This is a genomic window from Nostoc sp., from assembly GCF_036919495.1.
GTDB lineage: Bacteria > Cyanobacteriota > Cyanobacteriia > Cyanobacteriales > Nostocaceae > Nostoc.
Genome location: NZ_JBALBZ010000147.1, coordinates 14,759 through 32,969, shown reverse-complemented (window position 1 = coordinate 32,969; position 18,211 = coordinate 14,759). Strand labels below are relative to the sequence as shown.

The window sequence follows — 18,211 nt, the reverse complement described above, 5'->3', positions numbered from 1 at the left end:
GCCTCTGGTATCTGGGTTATTTGGTTGTTATAGAGGATAAGCTGCGTCAGATTGGTTAAATTAGCGAGCGCCTCTGGTATCTGGGTTATTTGGTTTTCACTGAGGTCAAGCTGCGTCAGATTGGTTAAATTAGCGAGCGCCTCTGGTATCTCGGTTATTTGGTTGCCATCGAGGTCAAGCTGCGTCAGATTGGTTAAATTAGCGAGCGCCTCTGGTATCTCGGTTATTTGGTTGTCACTGAGGTCAAGCGTGGTCAGATTGGTTAATTTAGCGAGCGCCTCTGGAATCTGGGTTATTTGGTTGGAAAAGAGGTAAAGCTTAGTCAGATTGGTTAATTTAGCGATCGTCTCAGGAATCTGGGTTATTTGGTTGGAACCGAGGTAAAGCTGCGTCAGATTGGTTAAATTAACGATCATCTCTGAAATCTGGGTTATTTGGTTGTTATGGAGGGAAAGCTCTGTCAGATTGGTTAATTTAGCGAGCGCTTCTGGAATTTGGGTTATTTGGTTGAAACTGAGGTAAAGCTGCGTCAGATTGGTTAATTTAGCGAGCGCCTCTGGAATCTGGGTTATTTGGTTGAAACTGAGGTAAAGCTGCGTCAGATTGGTTAATTTAGCGAGCGCCTCTGGAATCTGGGTTATTTGGTTGGAACTGAGGTTAAGCTGCGTCAGATTGGTTAATTTAGCGAGCGCCTCTGGAATTTGGGTTATTTGGTTGGAACTGAGGTTAAGCTGCGTCAGATTGGTTAAATTAGCGAGCGCATCAGGTATTTCAGTTAGCTCTATTCGAATTAAGATAAGTTCCTCTAAATGTAGTATTTGCGTTACCACATCGGGAATGCTCTCTAAAGGATTGCCAGTAATATCCAACTTACGCAAATTAGGCAAACGCAATAGTTCGAGTGGAAGCGTTTTTAAATTGTTGCCTGAAACATTTTGGAAATAGTGGCTTTCTAGGTATTCATCACCTTCAACCTTCTTTCCCAAAATCAAAGACTCAAGCTGCTGCAACTTACCAATTTCCACAGGTAACTCAGTCAACTCTTGCCCCGACAAGTCTAACTCTCGCCAACCCTCAGCCACGGCGCGATCTATCAGTACCAATAACTCATCCTGCGTCATAATTCCAAGGAGAAGGGTAAAAGGAAAGAAGGCTGATGAAGATTATCTTAACTGATTAGGGAAAAATGCCAGATTATCATTTTTTGGCGATTATGTCTTGAGATGATGGGAAAAGCGAATTGTACAGGTTTAGCGATCGCGCCTTTATATGTAGCGATCGCATATATCTAAATCTAGATTTTAGGCATCTCTATTATCAAAATTCATATTAATCTCTTTGCACAAGAGCAATTAAATGACCATCATTAATCACAAACTAAATTCTGCTGCGCCATCCTCATCCATATCTGCATCCTTACCCATAGCAGTAGGTTTAAATTTAGAGCCATGAATTAATTCAGCAAACACAATTCCTGGATTTTGGTGAAGAATATTCAGCACACTCATAAAATCTCGCACAATTTCTCCTGGTGTCAGTAATGCTTCTGCACCCAAGCGATTAATAATTTCTTGCACAAACTCCTTTAATTCACGATTTGTCAAAGTCTGTTCATACCCAAAATTGAGTGCATGAATCTCAGCTAAACGTTGCAGAAGCGTCAATATTTCTGCTTCAATCAAAGGATTTAGCCGAATCACTGGCCCTAAATATTCCTGAACATTAGCTTGTGCAACAAAACGGCTTTCTTTTGTGCGTCTTTGCCAAGCTTGGTCTGCAAAAAGTCCCCGTTTGGGGTCTTCTAAAAATTTAGTTGTTCCACCAACAACAATGCCAAGATGTTCTGCTTTGCACTGCATCGTATCGTTAAACATTGCCAGGAGCCGATTATAATTCTTTTCCCGCGTGACTGTAGTAGATATTTGATATAAATGTACAGCTTCATCAAGTATAATTAACAGTCCTTTATAACCAATTTCAGCTACAAATTTCGCAAACAGTTTTATATAGTCATACCAACTATCATCATCAATAATAACACGCACTCCTAAAGCTGCTTTTGCCTCAACTTTAGTAGTAAATTCTCCGCGCAACCAGCGCATTGCCGCATTTTTTAAATTATCATCATCCAATCGATAGCCACGCCAATAAGCGATAATCACGCTACCAAAATCAAAACCGTGAACTAAGCCTTCAATATACTGAACTACTTCCCTAATTTTCGATTCAACTTGGTCATCAAAACCATCGTCATTGGGACGCATTTCAGTTTCTTTAACCACTTCTTGTTGAATTTTATTAATCCATCCTTCTAAAATTGAGACTAAAGCACCACCATCAGGACGAGTTTTTGTAGCTAGGTGGCTCATTAATTCTCGATAGGTAGCTACACCTTCATTGCTGCTTCCAGCTAATCGGCGTTCAGGGGATAAATCAGCATCAGCTACTACAAAACCTTGCTCCATAGCGCGGTTGCGAATTAGTTGTAGTAAAAAACTTTTACCAGAACCGTAGTTACCAATTATGAAGCGAAATGCTGCTACACCTTCTGCAATATCATCGAGATTTTGTAATAGGCTTTTTAGTTCTTTTTCTCGCCCTACTGCTATATATTCAACTCCCACTCTTGGTACTACCCCCGCACCAAGGGAATTGATTAAAGCAGTGGAGATTTTTTTCGAGATTTTGAGCTTTGCCATGTATTACACTTTACTTTATTCTAAACCCAGAAGCACGCAGTAAGTTAGGTAAGATATTCACCTTACTACTCATCTAACGACGGCAATAACAATTTAATTTGACGAAGCATGTCTAGCCATTCGAGCTTCATACATTGCAATCATTTTTTTGACATGCGTCATATATTCAGGGTAAACTTTTGGAATTTCTGAATTTGAATCAATTATTAATTCACCAATAGTATCATTTGCTCGTTCATTTATAGAATCGATTAATAAATTTGGCATAGTAATGTTTGCTTCAGCAATTTTTTTAATAGCAGCATTAGGATTATCTTGTTCAACTATAGCTTTTAATACTTGTATTTCGTATGCTGGAAGATTTTCTAAAAAATTAGTCCATTCTTCAGGTAAATTATCTGATGTATCAGCTTCCGAAGTGTTTATGATTGCTGTAGTTTCCATTATCTCAGAAAAAGGAAACAATTCATTATCATCTTCATTGTAATTATCAGACAAATGTTCTGGATTGAATGTTTCTATTTGTTGAAGTAATTCCCATACTTGATTTTGTAAAGAATCTCGTTCTTCTTGCAATAATGAAACTTGCTCTTGCAACTGCTGTAATTCAGCTTTATGTTCTGCCAGTTGGGTTTGTGAAGAATCTAGGATAGCTTGGATATTTTCTCTTTCGGCTTTTGTCGCTACCAGTAATTGATTTTTTTGGGTTGTCTCAAGTTCTAGTTCTTGAATTGTAATTCGCAATTCGTATAATTTTTCTTCTAATTGGGGTTTGAGTCTGCCTAAAAGAGTTAAATTGCTTTCAACTTCTTGTTTCTCCTGCTGGAGTTCAGAAATTTGACTTTGTAAATGGGTTATTTCACTACGAGATACATTACAATTCGACTCTAGCCGACGCTTCTCTGCTGTGAGAACTGAAAAAGCATTGTTCAATTCTGTTAGATTTTTCTGCAAGTTATTAATTTCAGTTTGCAGCGTATTGATTTCGGTTTCTAACTGCTTTTTCTGTCCGGCAAATGTTCTTAGCTCTCGATGTAAACTATCTCGTTGGTTACGGCTTTCTGTTACTTGATTTTGCAGTTGTTGTGACTCTGCATATAATAGATTATGATGTTCTTCGATTTGATTAATTTCTCTGACAACGCGAGCCTTCAATCCCTCCATCTCTTTAATTCGTTTGTGGATAGAACCTAAAATAAACATTTCATAATTTCTGCGTCGCTTATCTACAAATAATGCTGCTGCATAGATAGTAACGGCAGTAATTAAACCTGTGAGAAAGGCTTTATTAAAATCCCAGTTTGGGACGAGGCTAAGACCAAAACTCACACTAAAGGCAACTATCCCTAGTATAAATCGATTGCTGATCATTACTGATTGCATATTGCTGGTTTTTAGCGTAGTTAAATTATCAGAAAAAGTTGCTCTCATACTAATTCGTAATTCGTAATTCGTAATTCGTAATTAAAATACACATATAAAAATGCTTAATACTAAGTGTTAGATGTATTGTTATTTGTACTAAAAAGTCTTAAATCTGCTTTTAGAAAATCAATAAATTGCCGTGCTGTGCGTCCAGAACGACCGTTGTGGCGAGTTGCCCATTGTAATGCTTGAAATTCTAAATCCTCTTGGGTAATATTAATTTCACCTTGTGCCGCTAGGTGCTGTACAATCTTTAAATAAGTTTTCTGATCGGCTGGTTCAAAGGTCAAGGTTAAACCAAAGCGATCGCTAAACGAAAGCTTCTCCTGCATCGTATCCCAAGCATGGATTTCCTCGTTATCCTTGGGGGTAGGTCTATCTACAAAAAACTCTCGAATTAGGTGGCGGCGATTGGAAGTAGCATACACAACTACATTTTGCGGCCGCGCGGTTAAATTACCTTCTAAAACTACCTTGAGCGCTTTAAAGGCATCATCATCTTCTTCAAAGGAAAGATCATCGACAAAGATGATAAATTTTTGTGACACTCCTCGTAAATGTTCCACAATTTTTGGTAGGTCTTTTAAATCAGATTTTGCCACTTCCAACAAGCGGAGGCTGCGATTACTATATTCATTTAACAAAGATTTCACCAAAGAAGATTTGCCAGAACCCCGACTACCGTAAAGTAATACATGCAGTGCCATCTCTCCTGATAATAAAAACTCTGTATTTTTTAGCAAAGCATCTTTTTGAGACTCATAACCTACAAGCGCACTCAGCTTAATTGGATCGGAATACCGAATACCGATAAACTGCCCAGCTTGCCAGCGTAAAGCCCGATATTCTGCAAATAAACCAGAGCCACATTGCCGATAATAAGCTGCTAACTCTTCTACAGCATCACCCCAATTATCTAACTCTTGTAGATATGTAGGGAACTTTGTCTCTCCTCCTACCAATTCTTGCTCTTTATACCACACTACTGGCGAAATCGGCATGTGCGCTACGCCTTGTATCCACTCACTTAAAGAAGCGCTGCTACATTCATAGAGACTTTGCAATACTTGTAAATCATGCCGAACTGCTGCTACTAAAGCTGGGGGTAAATCCTCAAATTCTCGCACTTGAGCAAGCTTTGTAAAAGGATTCTCAGAGAAGAGAAGTTGAGTAATTAAATAGTCTTCCCAATTTTGATTTTTAGCAGCCAACGCGTGGAAGTAACTACCGTAGGCTTGGAGACAACCCCGGGCATCGGCATCAGTGTAACGTATAGCTTGCAACAGTTCCAGAAATGCCATCCCCACTTCGCCTTGCAGAACAGACTGGTACAGTAAAAGTGAGGCTGCTTGGCGCTGGAGATATTGAACCTTTGTATATAAGGAAGTACTTGTTATTAGCATTGCTTGATTATCCATCAATAAACTGTGTGGTATAGCTAAATAGCTATGGTAAATTGTCTGCTGACACTGGCAGTAAAGTCAAAGTCTACATAGGTTTTAACAATGAATTTAAGTATAATTGCTGCTTTTGCCTACGGCATATTAGCGATGTCTACGACGGGCTACGCCTACGCTGGTGGCATTATTGGCTATATTCAGGCTAGAAGTAAGGTTTCACTCTTAAGTGGTAGCATTAGCGGTTTATTGCTAGTGCTAGCGGCTTACTTTCAACTCCAGGGGCAAAGCTGGGGGTCGATTTTAGCAGTGATAGTTACTGGTGTTTTGGTAGTCGTCTTTGCAGTTCGGCTAGTTAAAACACGCAAGTTTATGCCGGCGGGATTAATGACGATTTTGGGTATATTGGCTTTGGGGGTGATGGTGAGTCAAATGGTGGGGAATTGAGGGGGGAAATTTAAACGCAGAGGAACGCGGAGGGAAGCGCGGAGGTACGCAAAGTTGTAGTTAGCGCAAAATTTGGTCAATCATTCGGTTGGCTTGGGAAGCATAACTGCCGCCAAATAAATTGAAGTGATTCAAAATGTGATAAAGGTTATAGAGGGTTTTTCTTTGCTCATAGCCTGGATCTAAGGGAAAGGCTTTGTTATAACCTTGGTAAAATGCTGCGGGGAATCCACCAAATAATTCTGTCATGGCTATATCAACTTCGCGATCGCCAAAATAAGTTGCTGGATCAAAAATCACGGGTTCTCCTGAGTTAGTACACCCGGCATTTCCGCCCCATAAATCGCCATGTACTAAGGAAGGTTGCACCTGATGCGCCAATAATTCAGGGATTGCTGCTAGTAATTTTTCTGAAGAGGGGAAATTTCCTCCCTTTTGCCTTGCCAACTGAAATTGATAACCCAGGCGATGTTTAATATAAAATTCTGTCCAGTCTGCTGTCCAAGTATTGATTTGGGGTGTGGAACCAATAGTATTGTTAATTTTCCAACCAAAACCTTGGCTACTGCTAGCTTTATGCATCGCCGCTAGCTTGCGCCCCATCTCTTCCCATCGCGGAGCGTCTCGTAGAGAGGAATTGCTGTTACCGCTACCAAGTTCTAACCATTCCAGCACGATGTAGCTATAATTCTCAGCTACACCCCAGCAAATAGGATTTGGGACGCGAATACTAGTTGTTGCTAGCATTTCCTTTAACCCCATTGCCTCAGCCTCAAACATCGCAGCTTGGGATGCTTGGTTAATCTTAAGGAAGTAGGTTGTCTCACCATTAGAGATAGCATAACCTTGGTTGATGCATCCGCCACCAACCGATCGCCGTTGCTGACTCTGAAATTTTTCGCCAGTCACCTGGCTAATATGGGTGTCGATTTGAGTCCACATGATTAAATTGGTGAGTGGGGATGAGGGAGCAGAGGGAGCAGAGGGAGTGAGGGACAAGAATTAATAACCAATGCCCAATACTCCATTTCCCCTTTTTAATTTTTAATTTACGGCTTGACGACAACTACACCATAAGCATCTGGGGAAAGATACTCTTTGGCTGCTTGCATCAAGTCGGTTGCATCTTGGCTCTGAATATGATCTGGGTAGTTAAAGGCGGGTTCTAAATCTCCCACCAAGGAATGATAATAACCATACAACCCTGTGCGATCGCTTGGTGTTTCATTAGCAAAAATAAATCTGTTCGCTACTCGCCGCCGCACACGGGCAATTTCTGATTCTGTGACTAATTCGGTTTGGATTGTGCGAATATGTTGAGCGATCGCATCTTCTACTTCTGCTAAATTTTCTACTGCACATTTAGCTGAAATATAAAATGTCCCTTGTAGCTGATTGCTCATGTTGCTCACAGAAATTGAAGAAACCAATCCCCGTTCTTCTCTTAAATCCCTCACCAGTCTTGATGTCCGTCCATGCCCTAAAATTCCGGCTAAAACATCTAGTCCATAGGTGCGATCTAACTGAACCATTCCTGGAACCCGCCAAAGCATTACTAGCCTTGCTTGCTGGAGACTTTCATCTACAAATTCTCGACGGACAATTTCTGTAAATGGTGATTCAGTGGGGAGTGGGGAGTGGGGAGTAGGGAGTGGGGAGTGGGGAGTTTTAGTGGCTTTTGTAAATCCTTCAGCAACGGTTGCAATTAATTCTTCCACGGGCAAATTGCCCACAGCTACAGCAGTAATTGACTCGGGTTGATACCAACTAGTATGAAAATCTCGCATCTGCTGGGGTTTAAGTTCGGCAATCACCGATTCTGGCCCCAATACTGCACGGCGATAAGGTAGTTTATCAAAGGCTGTCTCCATCGCCCGCCGAAATGTCCGCCGTTGGGGATTATCTTCTGAGCGCCTAATTTCTTCTAAAACTACTAATCGCTCGCGTTCAAAAGCATCATCAGGAATACTCGCATTTGATACTACATCTATTTGTAATGGAGCAAGCTCGGCAAAATCTTTAGGGGCTGTGGTTATATAGTAATGAGTATAATCTTGGCTAGTTGCGGCATTGGTGACAGCACCCCGTTCTTCAATCCGACGTTCAAACTCGCCGCTAGCCAGTCGTTCTGTTCCTTTAAAAATCATGTGCTCTAAAAAGTGAGCCATGCCGTTAATGGCATCAGATTCTACGGCTGAACCAACTTTAATCCATAAATTCAGGTTTACAGCTTCAACTGGCATCTGCTCCGCTATGATTGTCAAACCATTGGGCAACTGATGCAGGGTTGGGGTATTAAGACGAGGAAGTTTCCGCAGGGTTGAAGTCATTGCTACTTGTGTGAGGAGCTACGTTACTTCTTTATCTTATCCGTGACGGAAGAGACAGGGGGGCAGGGGGCAGGGGGCAGGGAGCAGGGGGCAGGGGGCAGGGGGCAGGGGGCAGGGAGCAGGGGGCAGGGGGCAGGGGGCAGGGAGCAGGGGGCAGGGGGCAGGGGGAAAAAGAGTTTGAGCTTTGTTTACTTTTCTTCACATAGTATCAACAAATGCGAACCCCGAATCAATAAATGCGAACCCCGAATCAACATTAGAAAGGGGAAACTAAAACATCTAAATTCCCTCCCCTTTACAACTACGGTGTACACACAACTCCTGTCCACATACGTTTCAAGTCTTTTACCCACATTTTGTTAGAGTGAAACTGTCACGCTGACCGACATCCCGCCCAGAACTAAAGTTCAGGGCTAATAGCTAAAGTCCACGCTTGCTGGACTTTAGCTATGAGACTCGGAATTCATTCTGAGGCGGGATAGAAACGCAGTGCGAGATTTATCAATAAAGATGTGGCTGCGGCAAAACTTGTGTGTATATCGTAACTCTTGTAAGGGTAGGGTTAGGGAGGGGTAATTCAATAACCTACGTGTACACCGTAGCCGACTCAGAGAGGGACAGACTTGAACTTTAATTCAAGATAGGGAGAGGTTCCGTCGAACTAACGAGAGTAAGGGTGATTGAAGGTTTCCCAGGCAGCAATAGCCGCTTTTTGCAGACGAAAGCTAAAATCTACTAAATCTTTCATCATTAAGTGCCAGTTTCTCTCGGCTTCATCCTGAATTATCGCCCAAGAGTCTTCTAAGCGATCGCGTTCCTTCAATTTCCTGCCTTCAATCAATTCTCGTGCTTGTCGCACAGCTTTTAAATAAGTTTCACGGGTGAGAGTACCTGCTGACTCCGCTTGGCTGCGTCTTTCTAGTGCCTCAATCAACGCTTTGGTTTCGCGCTTGACTTCATCACTTTCGCCAGCCATTTCGGTTTCTACTAATTTATCGGTTTCAGGACTAATTTCTACAATTACTATAGATTCAGTAGATTCAATGACTGGCGTTCCAAAGGATTGGATGTTGTTATAAGTCATAGTTAAAACCTCCTTAATTGCAAAGCTTACTCTCTATACTGGTAGTCATAAGTCATTGTCAATTCACAAAGGACTAATGACCAATGACTAATAACTAATTAATAAACTGTTGTTGGCAATTGTTGCTCTAGTTTCAGTAATGCTGCAACTCGCTCCTCTGTAGCAGGGTGACTAGAGAACAAGTTACCCATAAACTGTCCAGAAATAGAATTGATAATTAACAACGGCTCATAAGCTGGATTGGCATTTAAAGGCATCTGCTTTGCTGAGGCTTCTAAACGTTGCAGTGCCCTAGCTAAGGCGCGGGGATTACCAGTTAATCTAGCTGAACCTGCATCAGCAGAGAATTCTCGTGTGCGCGAAATTGCTAGCTGAATAATCGTCGCAGCCAATGGCGCAAGCATTACTGTTAATAAAACTCCCAAAGGATTTGCACCTCTGTTGTCATCTCGTGAACCACCGCCAAACCATAAGCTATAACTAACCATTTGCGCTAGGAATGAGATAGCACCAGCAACGGTAGCAGCAACAGCTTGTGTGAGGGTGTCACGATTAATAATGTGGGTGAGTTCGTGGGCGATAACGCCTTCGAGTTCGTCCTCTGGCAATATATTCAAAATGCCTTCAGTGACAGCAACAGCAGCGTGTTCTGGATCGCGCCCTGTAGCGAAGGCGTTTGCACCTTGGCTTGGGACAATGTAAACTTTGGGCATGGGGATGTTAGCGCGATCGCTCAATCTCTGCACCATCCGATAAAGTCCTGGTGCTTCCCTTTGACTTACAGGCTGGGCTTGGTATACTGCCAGGGCAATCTTATCTGATTGATACCAAGAAAACAGGTTTGTTACTGCTGCTAAACCTATCCCTATTATCAAGCCACTAGTACCGCCAATTATCCAGTAACTAATTGCGATCAAAAGACCACTTAACGCAGCTAGCAAAACAGCCGTTTTCAATTGATTTGTCATATTTTCGCTCTCCTGCTAATGCTGTATTATTTTTCTCTGAAACAGCATTAATTAAGCTACTTTTTGATTGTATCCAGCTAAACTTAGATAGATGGTACAGAAAACCTATCAGATAAGTACGGTTTTCCTACTTAAGTTTTGTAAATACTAATTTAGTTTTTTTGATATTTGCTCTATTGGTAAAAAATCATCTTTAATAGATATTATAAATGCATCTATCTATAGGAATAAATTGTTAATAAAAGTAGAAATTACAAGTGCGAAAAAGCAATACAAAAGTAAACATGGTATTGTTGAATTAATTAAATAGTATTTATGGCGATGGAGCTCGCCAAAACCGCCTTTCCAAGGTAAAATTAATCACTGGAAGGCTGATGGCTCCTACTTTCTTCGCTGACTGCGGGAGAGTAGGGCTTGGCTAAATGCATTACCTGACTCCCCTGTAGAAAGTGTAAGTCTACAGATTGCACCTCAAGGAGTCATGGTATGAAACAACTACGTCAGTTTGAACCGTTTATTGCATTACCCCACCTAATTAAATGGTTGCCTATTTCCATTGTGGTTGGCATTCTTGCTGGAACAGCTTCTGCGGCTCTTTTAGCATCATTAGAATGGGCAACTGATTGGCGAGAATCACATCGCTGGATTATCGCCTTCCTTCCCCTTGGTGGCTTCTTGAGTGGTTGGATTTATCATCAATTCGGTCGGACTGTAGAAGCCGGAAATAATCTTTTACTTGAAGAAATCCATAATCCCAAAAATATTATTCCCTTTCGCATGGCTCCTCTGGTTTTATTAGGAACAAACCTTACACATTTATTTGGAGGTTCAGCCGGTCGTGAAGGTACAGCATTGCAAATGGGTGCTTCTTTGGCAGATCAGTTAACTAAAATATTACATTTTCAAGGAGCCAATCGGCGAATTTTGTTAACGGCAGGTATCAGTGGAGGATTTGCTTCAGTTTTTGGTACTCCCTTAGCTGGAACCGTATTTGGTCTAGAAGTTTTAGCGATTGGTAAAATTCATTATGATGCTCTTTTACCTTCTTTAATTGCTGCGATCGTTGGAAATCAAGTCACTTTGTTATTGGGTTTGCATCATACCGCATACCAACATGCTCAGTCTATACCGACGCTCACAATTTGGGGGCTGATTTCTGCCATTATCGCAGGTGCAATCTTTGGAATTGTAGCGAGATTTTTTGCTAAAGTAACTCACAAAATTAGTCACTTCTTTAAAGCAAAGATATCTTATCCTCCAATGCGTCCTTTGATAGGCGGTGCGGTAATAGCAGCAATTGTTGGCTTGAGTGGAACAACCAAGTATATTGGTCTTGGTATTCCAACCATAGTGGATTCTTTCTACACTCACCTACCTCCTTGGGATTTTGCAGCAAAATTTGGTATGACTGCTCTAACTTTAGGAGCAGGTTTTAAGGGAGGAGAAGTGACACCTTTGTTTTTTATTGGTGCAACTTTAGGTAATGCTTTGTCGTTACTTTTAGCATTACCTGCACCACTGTTAGCAGGAATGGGATTTGTGGGTGTATTTGCGGGTGCAGCAAATACACCTATAGCATCAACCTTAATGGGAATTGAACTATTTGGTCTGGAATCAGGGGTATTTATTGCTATTGGCTGTGTAGTGAGCTACTTATTTTCAGGTCATTCTGGAATTTACTCTGCACAACGCATTGGGTTGAGTAAATACTCTGCTGTATATTTAGAAGATGGGGTGACTTTGGCTAATTATGGGCAACCAAAAATTGATTTACCCGATGATAGTGAAGAAGAAGAAAGTAATTCTCAGGAATAATTTATTGATGTCATTAATGAATATTTTAACAAATGAATAATCATGGATTTGGCAAACTAGTTACCTTTCTAAATCAATTGGAACAAGAGAGAATTAATTACACCTTAGCCCATATCGGGATGAAACTATTATGGTGAATGTGGCGGTGGCTGGTGAACGATGGGAAGTAGAATTTTTTGAGGATGGTTCGGTTGAGGTAGAACGATTTGTTAGTAGTGGAGAGATTAATGGAGAAGAGGTTTTTAGTGATTTATTTGCTATGTATTCAGAGCCAGAAACTAATCCTGTGAAACTTACCCAAAACGCTAATTTGGCAAGCACGACATGAAGGCGATCGCACTTCGTCTCACCTGGAAAATTGCACCTTTAATTAGGATATGTATAAAGTATAAATTCTCACTTACTTTCAAACAAAAAATTTTTTATGCTTCTTGAAAGAGTTAAAGTTTTTGCAACTGCACGATCATAATTTCCATTTACCTGACTATCAATGATTGCAGTAGTATTCAAAAAAGCCTCTTTAGATTTATTGTCTTCCGACAAAATTATTTCCATTATTTCGCAATACTTAATGAACTTATTCGATGTTATGGGAGGCATATCCTTGCCTGATAACTGTATTCTAAGAATATTAAGCATATGGTACTTGAATGGACTATATTTTGCGTCTATGTGTTTCTTTCTAAAGAGTGCATCTAAACGAAATTTTGCATATGCGCTGACGTAATATCCTATTGGATGATGATCGAATAAAAATATATTTTGTCTAGTTTCATCTTGCAAATTTGCATGGTACCTACCTGCATTATGAGCTTGCTCAAGAAACATAGATGCAAAACACCTCATTTGAGATGGTATATCCACTATTCTTATTTTTTCAATACCTTCAATTCCATTAAATTGTCTTGGTCTTCTTTCATAATATAGTTGTTTATCTTCTGGTAAAGATTTGTAATATTCCTCAAGTTTTTTCTGAAAATCAGTTAAAGACTCAAGCTCTTCAAGTTTTACTGGTGTCTGTCTGTTATTAGCTTTAATAATGTTGTTTTTTAATCTGCTGTCACGAGCTAGAGCAATTACTTTGATTGGTATACAAAGAGAATCATCAATCGATTCTCGGTTATGATACAGAACATAACTGGTTTGGCATCCATTAACAATCTGATAATCTGTAATAGTAATCCGATCTCCAACAACATTGATATCTTCTGCAACAATAGTTATGCCGTTATTGTAGAGTACAAAATAGTGGATTAATTTCTAGTGTATATAGTGCCATAATTGCAATATATAAATTTGGCAGTAACTTACAATGAGCGATGCCTAGTTGATCATTTACTAAATCATTGCTTCCAATTCTTCCAAAGCTTGAAAAGTTCCTATTTGCCAACTACGTTCTACCGCAGCAGGGATAATCTGAGTAATAACTATATCCTCAAAATTAGGACTAGTGTTAGATTTTATGTATTTCCCCTCTTTCAGCAAATAAATAGAAAGGTTTCCACTGTCGTAAACCCATAATTCTGGAACTCCAATGGCTTCATAAGCATCGAGAGTAGTTTTCGATGTGACATCAATCTCAATCGCTAAATCTGGCGGCGGATCATTAGGTTGCAAGCGACGATGACCAATTATTTGTTGATAATTCTGAATATAAAAGCAAGCATCAGGTTCAACTCCTGCTACACCTTGCCGTTTAAAGGTGGTGGAACCAAAAGGTTGGTATCTGATATCTTTAGCCTTTAGCAATATTTTGACAATATCAGAAATTAAATCTTTGGGTATTTCATGTTCTGGTAAAGGAGCCATAATTTCTAAAGTCCCCTGGCTATAGGCAATTCGTATAGTTCTTTTTTCTCCCAATTCTTGTAAAATAGATTCAAATTCTTCCCAGCTAACATCTGGAATTGTCACCGTGCTACCAGGTGCTAACTGCATCTGGCTAACAGGTTTAAAAACGGGAATGGCAGCAGTCACGTCGCTTCGCTCCAATTCAAAATTCAATATCTATCAGGTTGCGGTGGATAATATAGCCCACCGTAACCTTTAGACTAATAGAATGAGTTTAACAAAAGCGGCTAAAAGCGATCGCTTACACTTTAAACTTCTCTGTAATCCGCTTCATCGCCTCTTCGACATTTTCCCGACTGTTAAACGCCGAAATGCGGAAGTAACCTTCACCCGCAGCACCAAAGCCAGAACCAGGTGTCCCCACAACGTTGACTGTTTGCAGCAACTTATCAAAAAACTCCCAACTGGATAAACCATTAGGAGTTTTCACCCAGACGTAAGGTGCATTCACGCCACCATAAACTGATAATCCGGCGGCTGTGAGTTTCTCGCGGATAATTTTGGCGTTTTCTAGATAGAAACTCACCAATCCCTTAATTTGTGCCTGTCCTTCTTCGGAGTAAACCGCTTCGGCTCCCCGTTGGACGATGTAAGGAACGCCATTAAACTTGGTAGACTGGCGACGATTCCACAGTTTCCATAGTTCCACATCGGAACCATCGGTGGCTTTTCCTGTGAGTGTCTTCGGTACAACGGTTAACGCGCAACGAGTTCCTGTAAAACCTGCATTTTTGGAAAAAGACCGAAATTCGATCGCAACTTCTCTTGCACCTTCAATTTCATAAATTGAGTGGGGAATCGATGGATCGGTGATATAAGCTTCGTAGGCTGCATCAAAGAAAATAATCGAGTTATTAGCTTTGGCATAGTCTACCCATGCTTTGAGATATTCTTTAGTAGCAGCTGCGCCAGTGGGGTTATTGGGAAAGCAGAGATAAATTAAATCGACTTTCTTTGAGGGAATCTCGGCGGTGAAGTTGTTATCAGCAGTAATTGGTAGATAAACTAAACCCTCAAATTCGCCTTTATCGTTGGCATTCCCAGTATTTCCCACCATAACGTTAGTGTCTACATACACAGGATAAACGGGGTCAGTAACGGCAATTATGTTATCATGACCAAAAATTTCCAGAATGTTGCCTGTGTCGCACTTGGAACCGTCGGAGATAAAGATTTCGGAAGCATCTATATCGGCTCCCCGTGCTTGGAAATCTTGAGTAGCAATTTTCTCTCGTAACCAAGCGTAGCCTTGCTCTGGGCCGTAGCCTTTGAAGGTATTGCGATCGCCCATTTCTTCCACAGCTTTAATCATAGCTGTGCGGCAAGCCTCCGGCAAAGGTTCGGTAACATCACCAATGCCCAGCCGAATTATCTTAGCATCAGGATTGGCTTCTGCAAAGGCATTCACCCGCCGAGCAATTTCTGGAAACAGATAACCTGCTTTCAGTTTCAGGTAGTTGTCGTTAATAGTTGCCATGTGTAAATATGAAAAACGCCCTAAAATAGCTTACTGCTAATTTATCAGGGCGATAACTTTGTTATGGGGAATGGGAATGAGGGAGTAGGGGGAGAATAACTAATGACAAATGACTAATGACAAATTAGACATTTACTGGCTGTTTATTATCGGCTGACGTGTAATTGCGATCGCTAATTCCGAACTGGGTGAGCGATTCTTGTCCTGTAATTAATCTTGCTCCGCGATTACGGGTGAAATAGTTCCATGCCCACTGAATCATTACTACTAATTTGTTGTTAAATTCAATTAAGAAGTAGATGTGAATCAATAGCCAAAATAACCATGCAAAGAAACCTTTCAGCTTCATAAAGCCCAAATCTACCACAGCAGAATTGTGTCCAATCATCGCTAAACTACCATGATCGGTATAAGCAAAGGGCGGTAAACTGTTACCTGCAAGCCGCTTTTGGACTAGTGCTGCTACATATTCACCTTGTTGTTTCGCTACAGGTGCAACACCAGGTAGCGGTTTACCATTTTGATGAGAAAAATTTGCTAAATCGCCAATTACAAAAATATTGGGATGTCCCTTAATACTCAAGTCAGGTTCTACGATAATCCGTCCAGCGCGATCGCACTCAGCACCTGTGTGTTCTGCTAGCACTTTTCCCATTGCTGAAGCTTTTACACCTGCTGCCCATAATACGGTTTTTGAGGCAATTTCTTTAACTTCATCGCCTTGTTTGAGGGTAACAATATTATTTTCAATATTTGTCACCAGTGTTTTTGTTTGCACAATCACCCCCAAGCGCGTTAGAGATGCTTCCGCTTCTTGTGATAACTCTGGTGCAAAAGGTGGCAGAATCCGATCTAGACCTTCTAATAACAAAATCTTGGCTTCTGATGTGTCGATATTGCGGAAATCTTCTTTGAGGGTTTGATTTGCCAATTCTGCGATCGCACCTGCTAACTCTACACCAGTAGGGCCACCACCAACAATTACAAAGGTTAACCAAGCCCGGCGTTTTTCTAGATCGGTTTCTTTTTCTGCGGCTTCAAAGGCCGAAAAGATCCGGCGACGCATTTCTATAGCATCTTCTACAGTTTTCAAGCCGGGGGCGAATTCTTCCCAGTTGTCTTTGCCAAAATAGGAATGCTTCGCACCTGTGGCGACAATTAACGTATCGTAAGCTATTGCTTCGTCACCCACAGTCACTTGTTTTGCTTCTGGATCAATATTATTCACCTCTCCCAGCAGCACTTTCGTATTCTTGCTCTTGCTGAGGACAGAACGCAACGGTGAGGAGATATCAGCAGGAGATAGCGCACCTGTGGCGACTTGGTATAGGAGGGGTTGAAATAGATGAAAGTTACGTTTATCAATCAGAGTAACGTTTACTGCTGCCTTGGCGAGTGTTTTTGCTGCATAAAGTCCACCAAAGCCACCGCCAACAATTACTACTTGATGGAGTGGATTATTGTCAAGGGAATTTACCATAAGAAATATTATCGTGTATGCCGACTATTGTAACTATTCTTAACAAATTTGTATCAAAATTGTCATCATATATTTTGTATTGCTCTTTACATTTGAAAAAATTTTAAAGTAATTAAAACTACAGGATAAAGAGAAATTTTCCAGATGGAGGTGCAGACAATAAGAATTGGCAATATTTGAATCACTCTTTGCCTCTGTATATTTGTCAGCGGTAGATGTATGATTTATACAAGCTCATTTAGAACTAGTTGATTCTGGTGCTTGTGTTAAACGTGGTGAATGAGTTCGCCGCCAACGATTAAAGCCATATATAAGAGCAGCAAAAATTAACAAATAGGGACTGTAAACAAGTAACCAAATACCCAGCTTGAGTAAGCCAACGGAAAATGAACTAAGGGAGTGAGTGGATTTATTCCAAGTCTCCTGAACTTGCAAACCAAAGGCAGGTTGTGAACTGGTGCTAGAAACTGCTGCTTCTAAATTCAGCGTAATAGTGGAATAAGCAACTTGATTTTGTAGGCTTTTGAGTTGGGCATTAATTTGTTCTATAGTTTCTCTGACATTACTTAATTCTTGGGCAACACTAAGCACATCTCTTATAGAACCCGCCCGATCCATAATTTTTTGCAAATTAGCTTCAGTTTTTTGCAAATTGGTTAATCTAGCTTGGAAATCTACGAGGCGATCGCCCACATCTTCTGCGGTGATATTACGACTCTCAACAGTGCCCAATTTAGCTAGTTCTTCTAGGGTAGATTCCAGCAGATTCTCTGGTATCCGCAATTGGATTGTGGCTGTGTAACGCGGGTTGTCGGTTTTGGGTTGTTGTTGTTTCAGCCCAATCAAATCCCCTTGCTGTTTATTGATAATTTGTGAAACAGCATCAATAGCCCGATCTACAGAGTTGACAGTCAAAGATATAGCTGCCTTTTTGATGAGTTGGGGACGAGAACGGGCTATAGGTGCAGCTTCCGCCTTTTGGGACATCCTGCTAGCAGGTGCAGCTGCTGGATTTGCCACGCCATCGGCCGCCATTGGAGGTAACTGCTTATTTGCTAACTGATTGGAAGAGGCGCAACTGGTGAAAATTACCCCTCCTAATAACGCACTTACAAATAAAGCAGATGTGCGCGGTAATTTAGTCGAAGCGTACATAATCTACCCCTAGATGGATGAAGTTAACCCCAGTATTACTGAAGTAAAACTCAAAACCTATATTGTTGCGATTTATGTAACAG

16 protein-coding genes and 1 riboswitch are annotated in these 18,211 nt (G+C 40.9%); of the genes, 3 read left to right on the top strand and 13 right to left on the bottom strand.

Annotated elements, in window-relative coordinates; all coding sequences use genetic code 11:
- From V7K25_RS20830 to V7K25_RS20815, 4 genes are all read right to left on the bottom strand, one after another.
- On the bottom strand, positions 1–1,121 hold a 1,121-nt coding region (locus V7K25_RS20830; protein ID WP_335155711.1), incomplete at its 3' end, for a leucine-rich repeat domain-containing protein.
- A gap of 249 nt (positions 1,122–1,370) precedes the next feature.
- On the bottom strand, positions 1,371–2,699 hold the full coding sequence (locus tag V7K25_RS20825) for an ATP-binding protein (protein WP_335155713.1): 1,329 nt from the start codon (positions 2,697–2,699) through the stop codon (positions 1,371–1,373).
- Positions 2,700–2,792: 93 nt separating this feature from the next.
- Positions 2,793–4,082, bottom strand: a complete 1,290-nt coding sequence (locus V7K25_RS20820) for a tellurite resistance TerB C-terminal domain-containing protein (RefSeq protein ID WP_335155715.1) — start codon at positions 4,080–4,082, stop codon at positions 2,793–2,795.
- Positions 4,083–4,192: 110 nt separating this feature from the next.
- Complete coding sequence (locus tag V7K25_RS20815) at positions 4,193–5,542, bottom strand: ATP-binding protein (RefSeq protein ID WP_335155717.1); 1,350 nt, start codon at positions 5,540–5,542, stop codon at positions 4,193–4,195.
- An 87-nt stretch (positions 5,543–5,629) separates the two neighbouring features.
- Here V7K25_RS20815 and V7K25_RS20810 point away from each other — a divergent pair, with 87 nt between their 5' ends.
- Positions 5,630–5,968: a TMEM14 family protein gene (locus V7K25_RS20810; protein ID WP_335155719.1), complete on the top strand. Its 339-nt coding sequence runs from the start codon at positions 5,630–5,632 to the stop codon at positions 5,966–5,968.
- A 60-nt stretch (positions 5,969–6,028) separates the two neighbouring features.
- Here V7K25_RS20810 and V7K25_RS20805 read toward each other — a convergent pair whose 3' ends face one another.
- From V7K25_RS20805 to V7K25_RS20790, 4 genes are all read right to left on the bottom strand, one after another.
- On the bottom strand, positions 6,029–6,910 hold the full coding sequence (locus tag V7K25_RS20805) for a fructosamine kinase family protein (RefSeq protein WP_335155721.1): 882 nt from the start codon (positions 6,908–6,910) through the stop codon (positions 6,029–6,031).
- Positions 6,911–7,017: 107 nt separating this feature from the next.
- Complete coding sequence (locus V7K25_RS20800; protein ID WP_335155723.1) at positions 7,018–8,298, bottom strand: M16 family metallopeptidase; 1,281 nt, start codon at positions 8,296–8,298, stop codon at positions 7,018–7,020.
- Positions 8,299–8,959: 661 nt separating this feature from the next.
- Entirely contained in the window at positions 8,960–9,382 is a 423-nt protein-coding gene (locus V7K25_RS20795; protein ID WP_335155725.1) for a hypothetical protein, read from the bottom strand.
- A gap of 98 nt (positions 9,383–9,480) precedes the next feature.
- A complete protein-coding gene (locus V7K25_RS20790) occupies positions 9,481–10,350 on the bottom strand; it encodes a zinc metalloprotease HtpX (protein WP_335155727.1) in 870 nt (289 codons plus the stop codon).
- Between the two features lie 308 nt (positions 10,351–10,658).
- Positions 10,659–10,741, top strand: a riboswitch (Fluoride riboswitch).
- A gap of 95 nt (positions 10,742–10,836) precedes the next feature.
- Here V7K25_RS20790 and V7K25_RS20785 point away from each other — a divergent pair.
- Both V7K25_RS20785 and V7K25_RS20780 read left to right on the top strand, forming a co-directional pair.
- Entirely contained in the window at positions 10,837–12,165 is a 1,329-nt protein-coding gene (locus V7K25_RS20785) for a voltage-gated chloride channel family protein (protein ID WP_335155730.1), read from the top strand.
- Positions 12,166–12,295: 130 nt separating this feature from the next.
- Complete coding sequence (locus V7K25_RS20780) at positions 12,296–12,493, top strand: hypothetical protein (RefSeq protein WP_335155731.1); 198 nt, start codon at positions 12,296–12,298, stop codon at positions 12,491–12,493.
- A gap of 68 nt (positions 12,494–12,561) precedes the next feature.
- On the opposite strand, the gene V7K25_RS20775 is transcribed toward V7K25_RS20780, so the two are convergent.
- The 5 genes from V7K25_RS20775 to V7K25_RS20755 form a co-directional block, all read right to left on the bottom strand.
- Positions 12,562–13,419, bottom strand: coding sequence for an AIPR family protein (locus V7K25_RS20775; protein WP_335155767.1), 858 nt, complete (start codon positions 13,417–13,419; stop codon positions 12,562–12,564).
- 84 nt (positions 13,420–13,503) lie between these two features.
- Positions 13,504–14,142, bottom strand: a complete 639-nt coding sequence (locus V7K25_RS20770) for a Uma2 family endonuclease (protein WP_335155733.1) — start codon at positions 14,140–14,142, stop codon at positions 13,504–13,506.
- 115 nt (positions 14,143–14,257) lie between these two features.
- Entirely contained in the window at positions 14,258–15,493 is a 1,236-nt protein-coding gene (locus V7K25_RS20765; RefSeq protein WP_335155735.1) for an LL-diaminopimelate aminotransferase, read from the bottom strand.
- A 124-nt stretch (positions 15,494–15,617) separates the two neighbouring features.
- Positions 15,618–16,973, bottom strand: a complete 1,356-nt coding sequence (locus V7K25_RS20760; protein ID WP_335155737.1) for an NAD(P)/FAD-dependent oxidoreductase — start codon at positions 16,971–16,973, stop codon at positions 15,618–15,620.
- A gap of 234 nt (positions 16,974–17,207) precedes the next feature.
- Positions 17,208–18,128: a DUF4349 domain-containing protein gene (locus V7K25_RS20755; RefSeq protein WP_335155739.1), complete on the bottom strand. Its 921-nt coding sequence runs from the start codon at positions 18,126–18,128 to the stop codon at positions 17,208–17,210.
- Positions 18,129–18,211: the final 83 nt, after the last annotated feature.

Coding starts and splice junctions, on each gene's coding strand:
- V7K25_RS20825 (WP_335155713.1), bottom strand. CDS start 2,699: ATGGCAAAGCTCAAAATCTCGAAAAAAATCTCCACTGCTTTAATCAAT.
- V7K25_RS20820 (WP_335155715.1), bottom strand. CDS start 4,082: ATGCAATCAGTAATGATCAGCAATCGATTTATACTAGGGATAGTTGCC.
- V7K25_RS20815 (WP_335155717.1), bottom strand. CDS start 5,542: ATGGATAATCAAGCAATGCTAATAACAAGTACTTCCTTATATACAAAG.
- V7K25_RS20810 (WP_335155719.1), top strand. CDS start 5,630: ATGAATTTAAGTATAATTGCTGCTTTTGCCTACGGCATATTAGCGATG.
- V7K25_RS20805 (WP_335155721.1), bottom strand. CDS start 6,910: ATGTGGACTCAAATCGACACCCATATTAGCCAGGTGACTGGCGAAAAA.
- V7K25_RS20800 (WP_335155723.1), bottom strand. CDS start 8,298: ATGACTTCAACCCTGCGGAAACTTCCTCGTCTTAATACCCCAACCCTG.
- V7K25_RS20795 (WP_335155725.1), bottom strand. CDS start 9,382: ATGACTTATAACAACATCCAATCCTTTGGAACGCCAGTCATTGAATCT.
- V7K25_RS20790 (WP_335155727.1), bottom strand. CDS start 10,350: ATGACAAATCAATTGAAAACGGCTGTTTTGCTAGCTGCGTTAAGTGGT.
- V7K25_RS20785 (WP_335155730.1), top strand. CDS start 10,837: ATGAAACAACTACGTCAGTTTGAACCGTTTATTGCATTACCCCACCTA.
- V7K25_RS20780 (WP_335155731.1), top strand. CDS start 12,296: ATGGTGAATGTGGCGGTGGCTGGTGAACGATGGGAAGTAGAATTTTTT.
- V7K25_RS20765 (WP_335155735.1), bottom strand. CDS start 15,493: ATGGCAACTATTAACGACAACTACCTGAAACTGAAAGCAGGTTATCTG.
- V7K25_RS20760 (WP_335155737.1), bottom strand. CDS start 16,973: ATGGTAAATTCCCTTGACAATAATCCACTCCATCAAGTAGTAATTGTT.
- V7K25_RS20755 (WP_335155739.1), bottom strand. CDS start 18,128: ATGTACGCTTCGACTAAATTACCGCGCACATCTGCTTTATTTGTAAGT.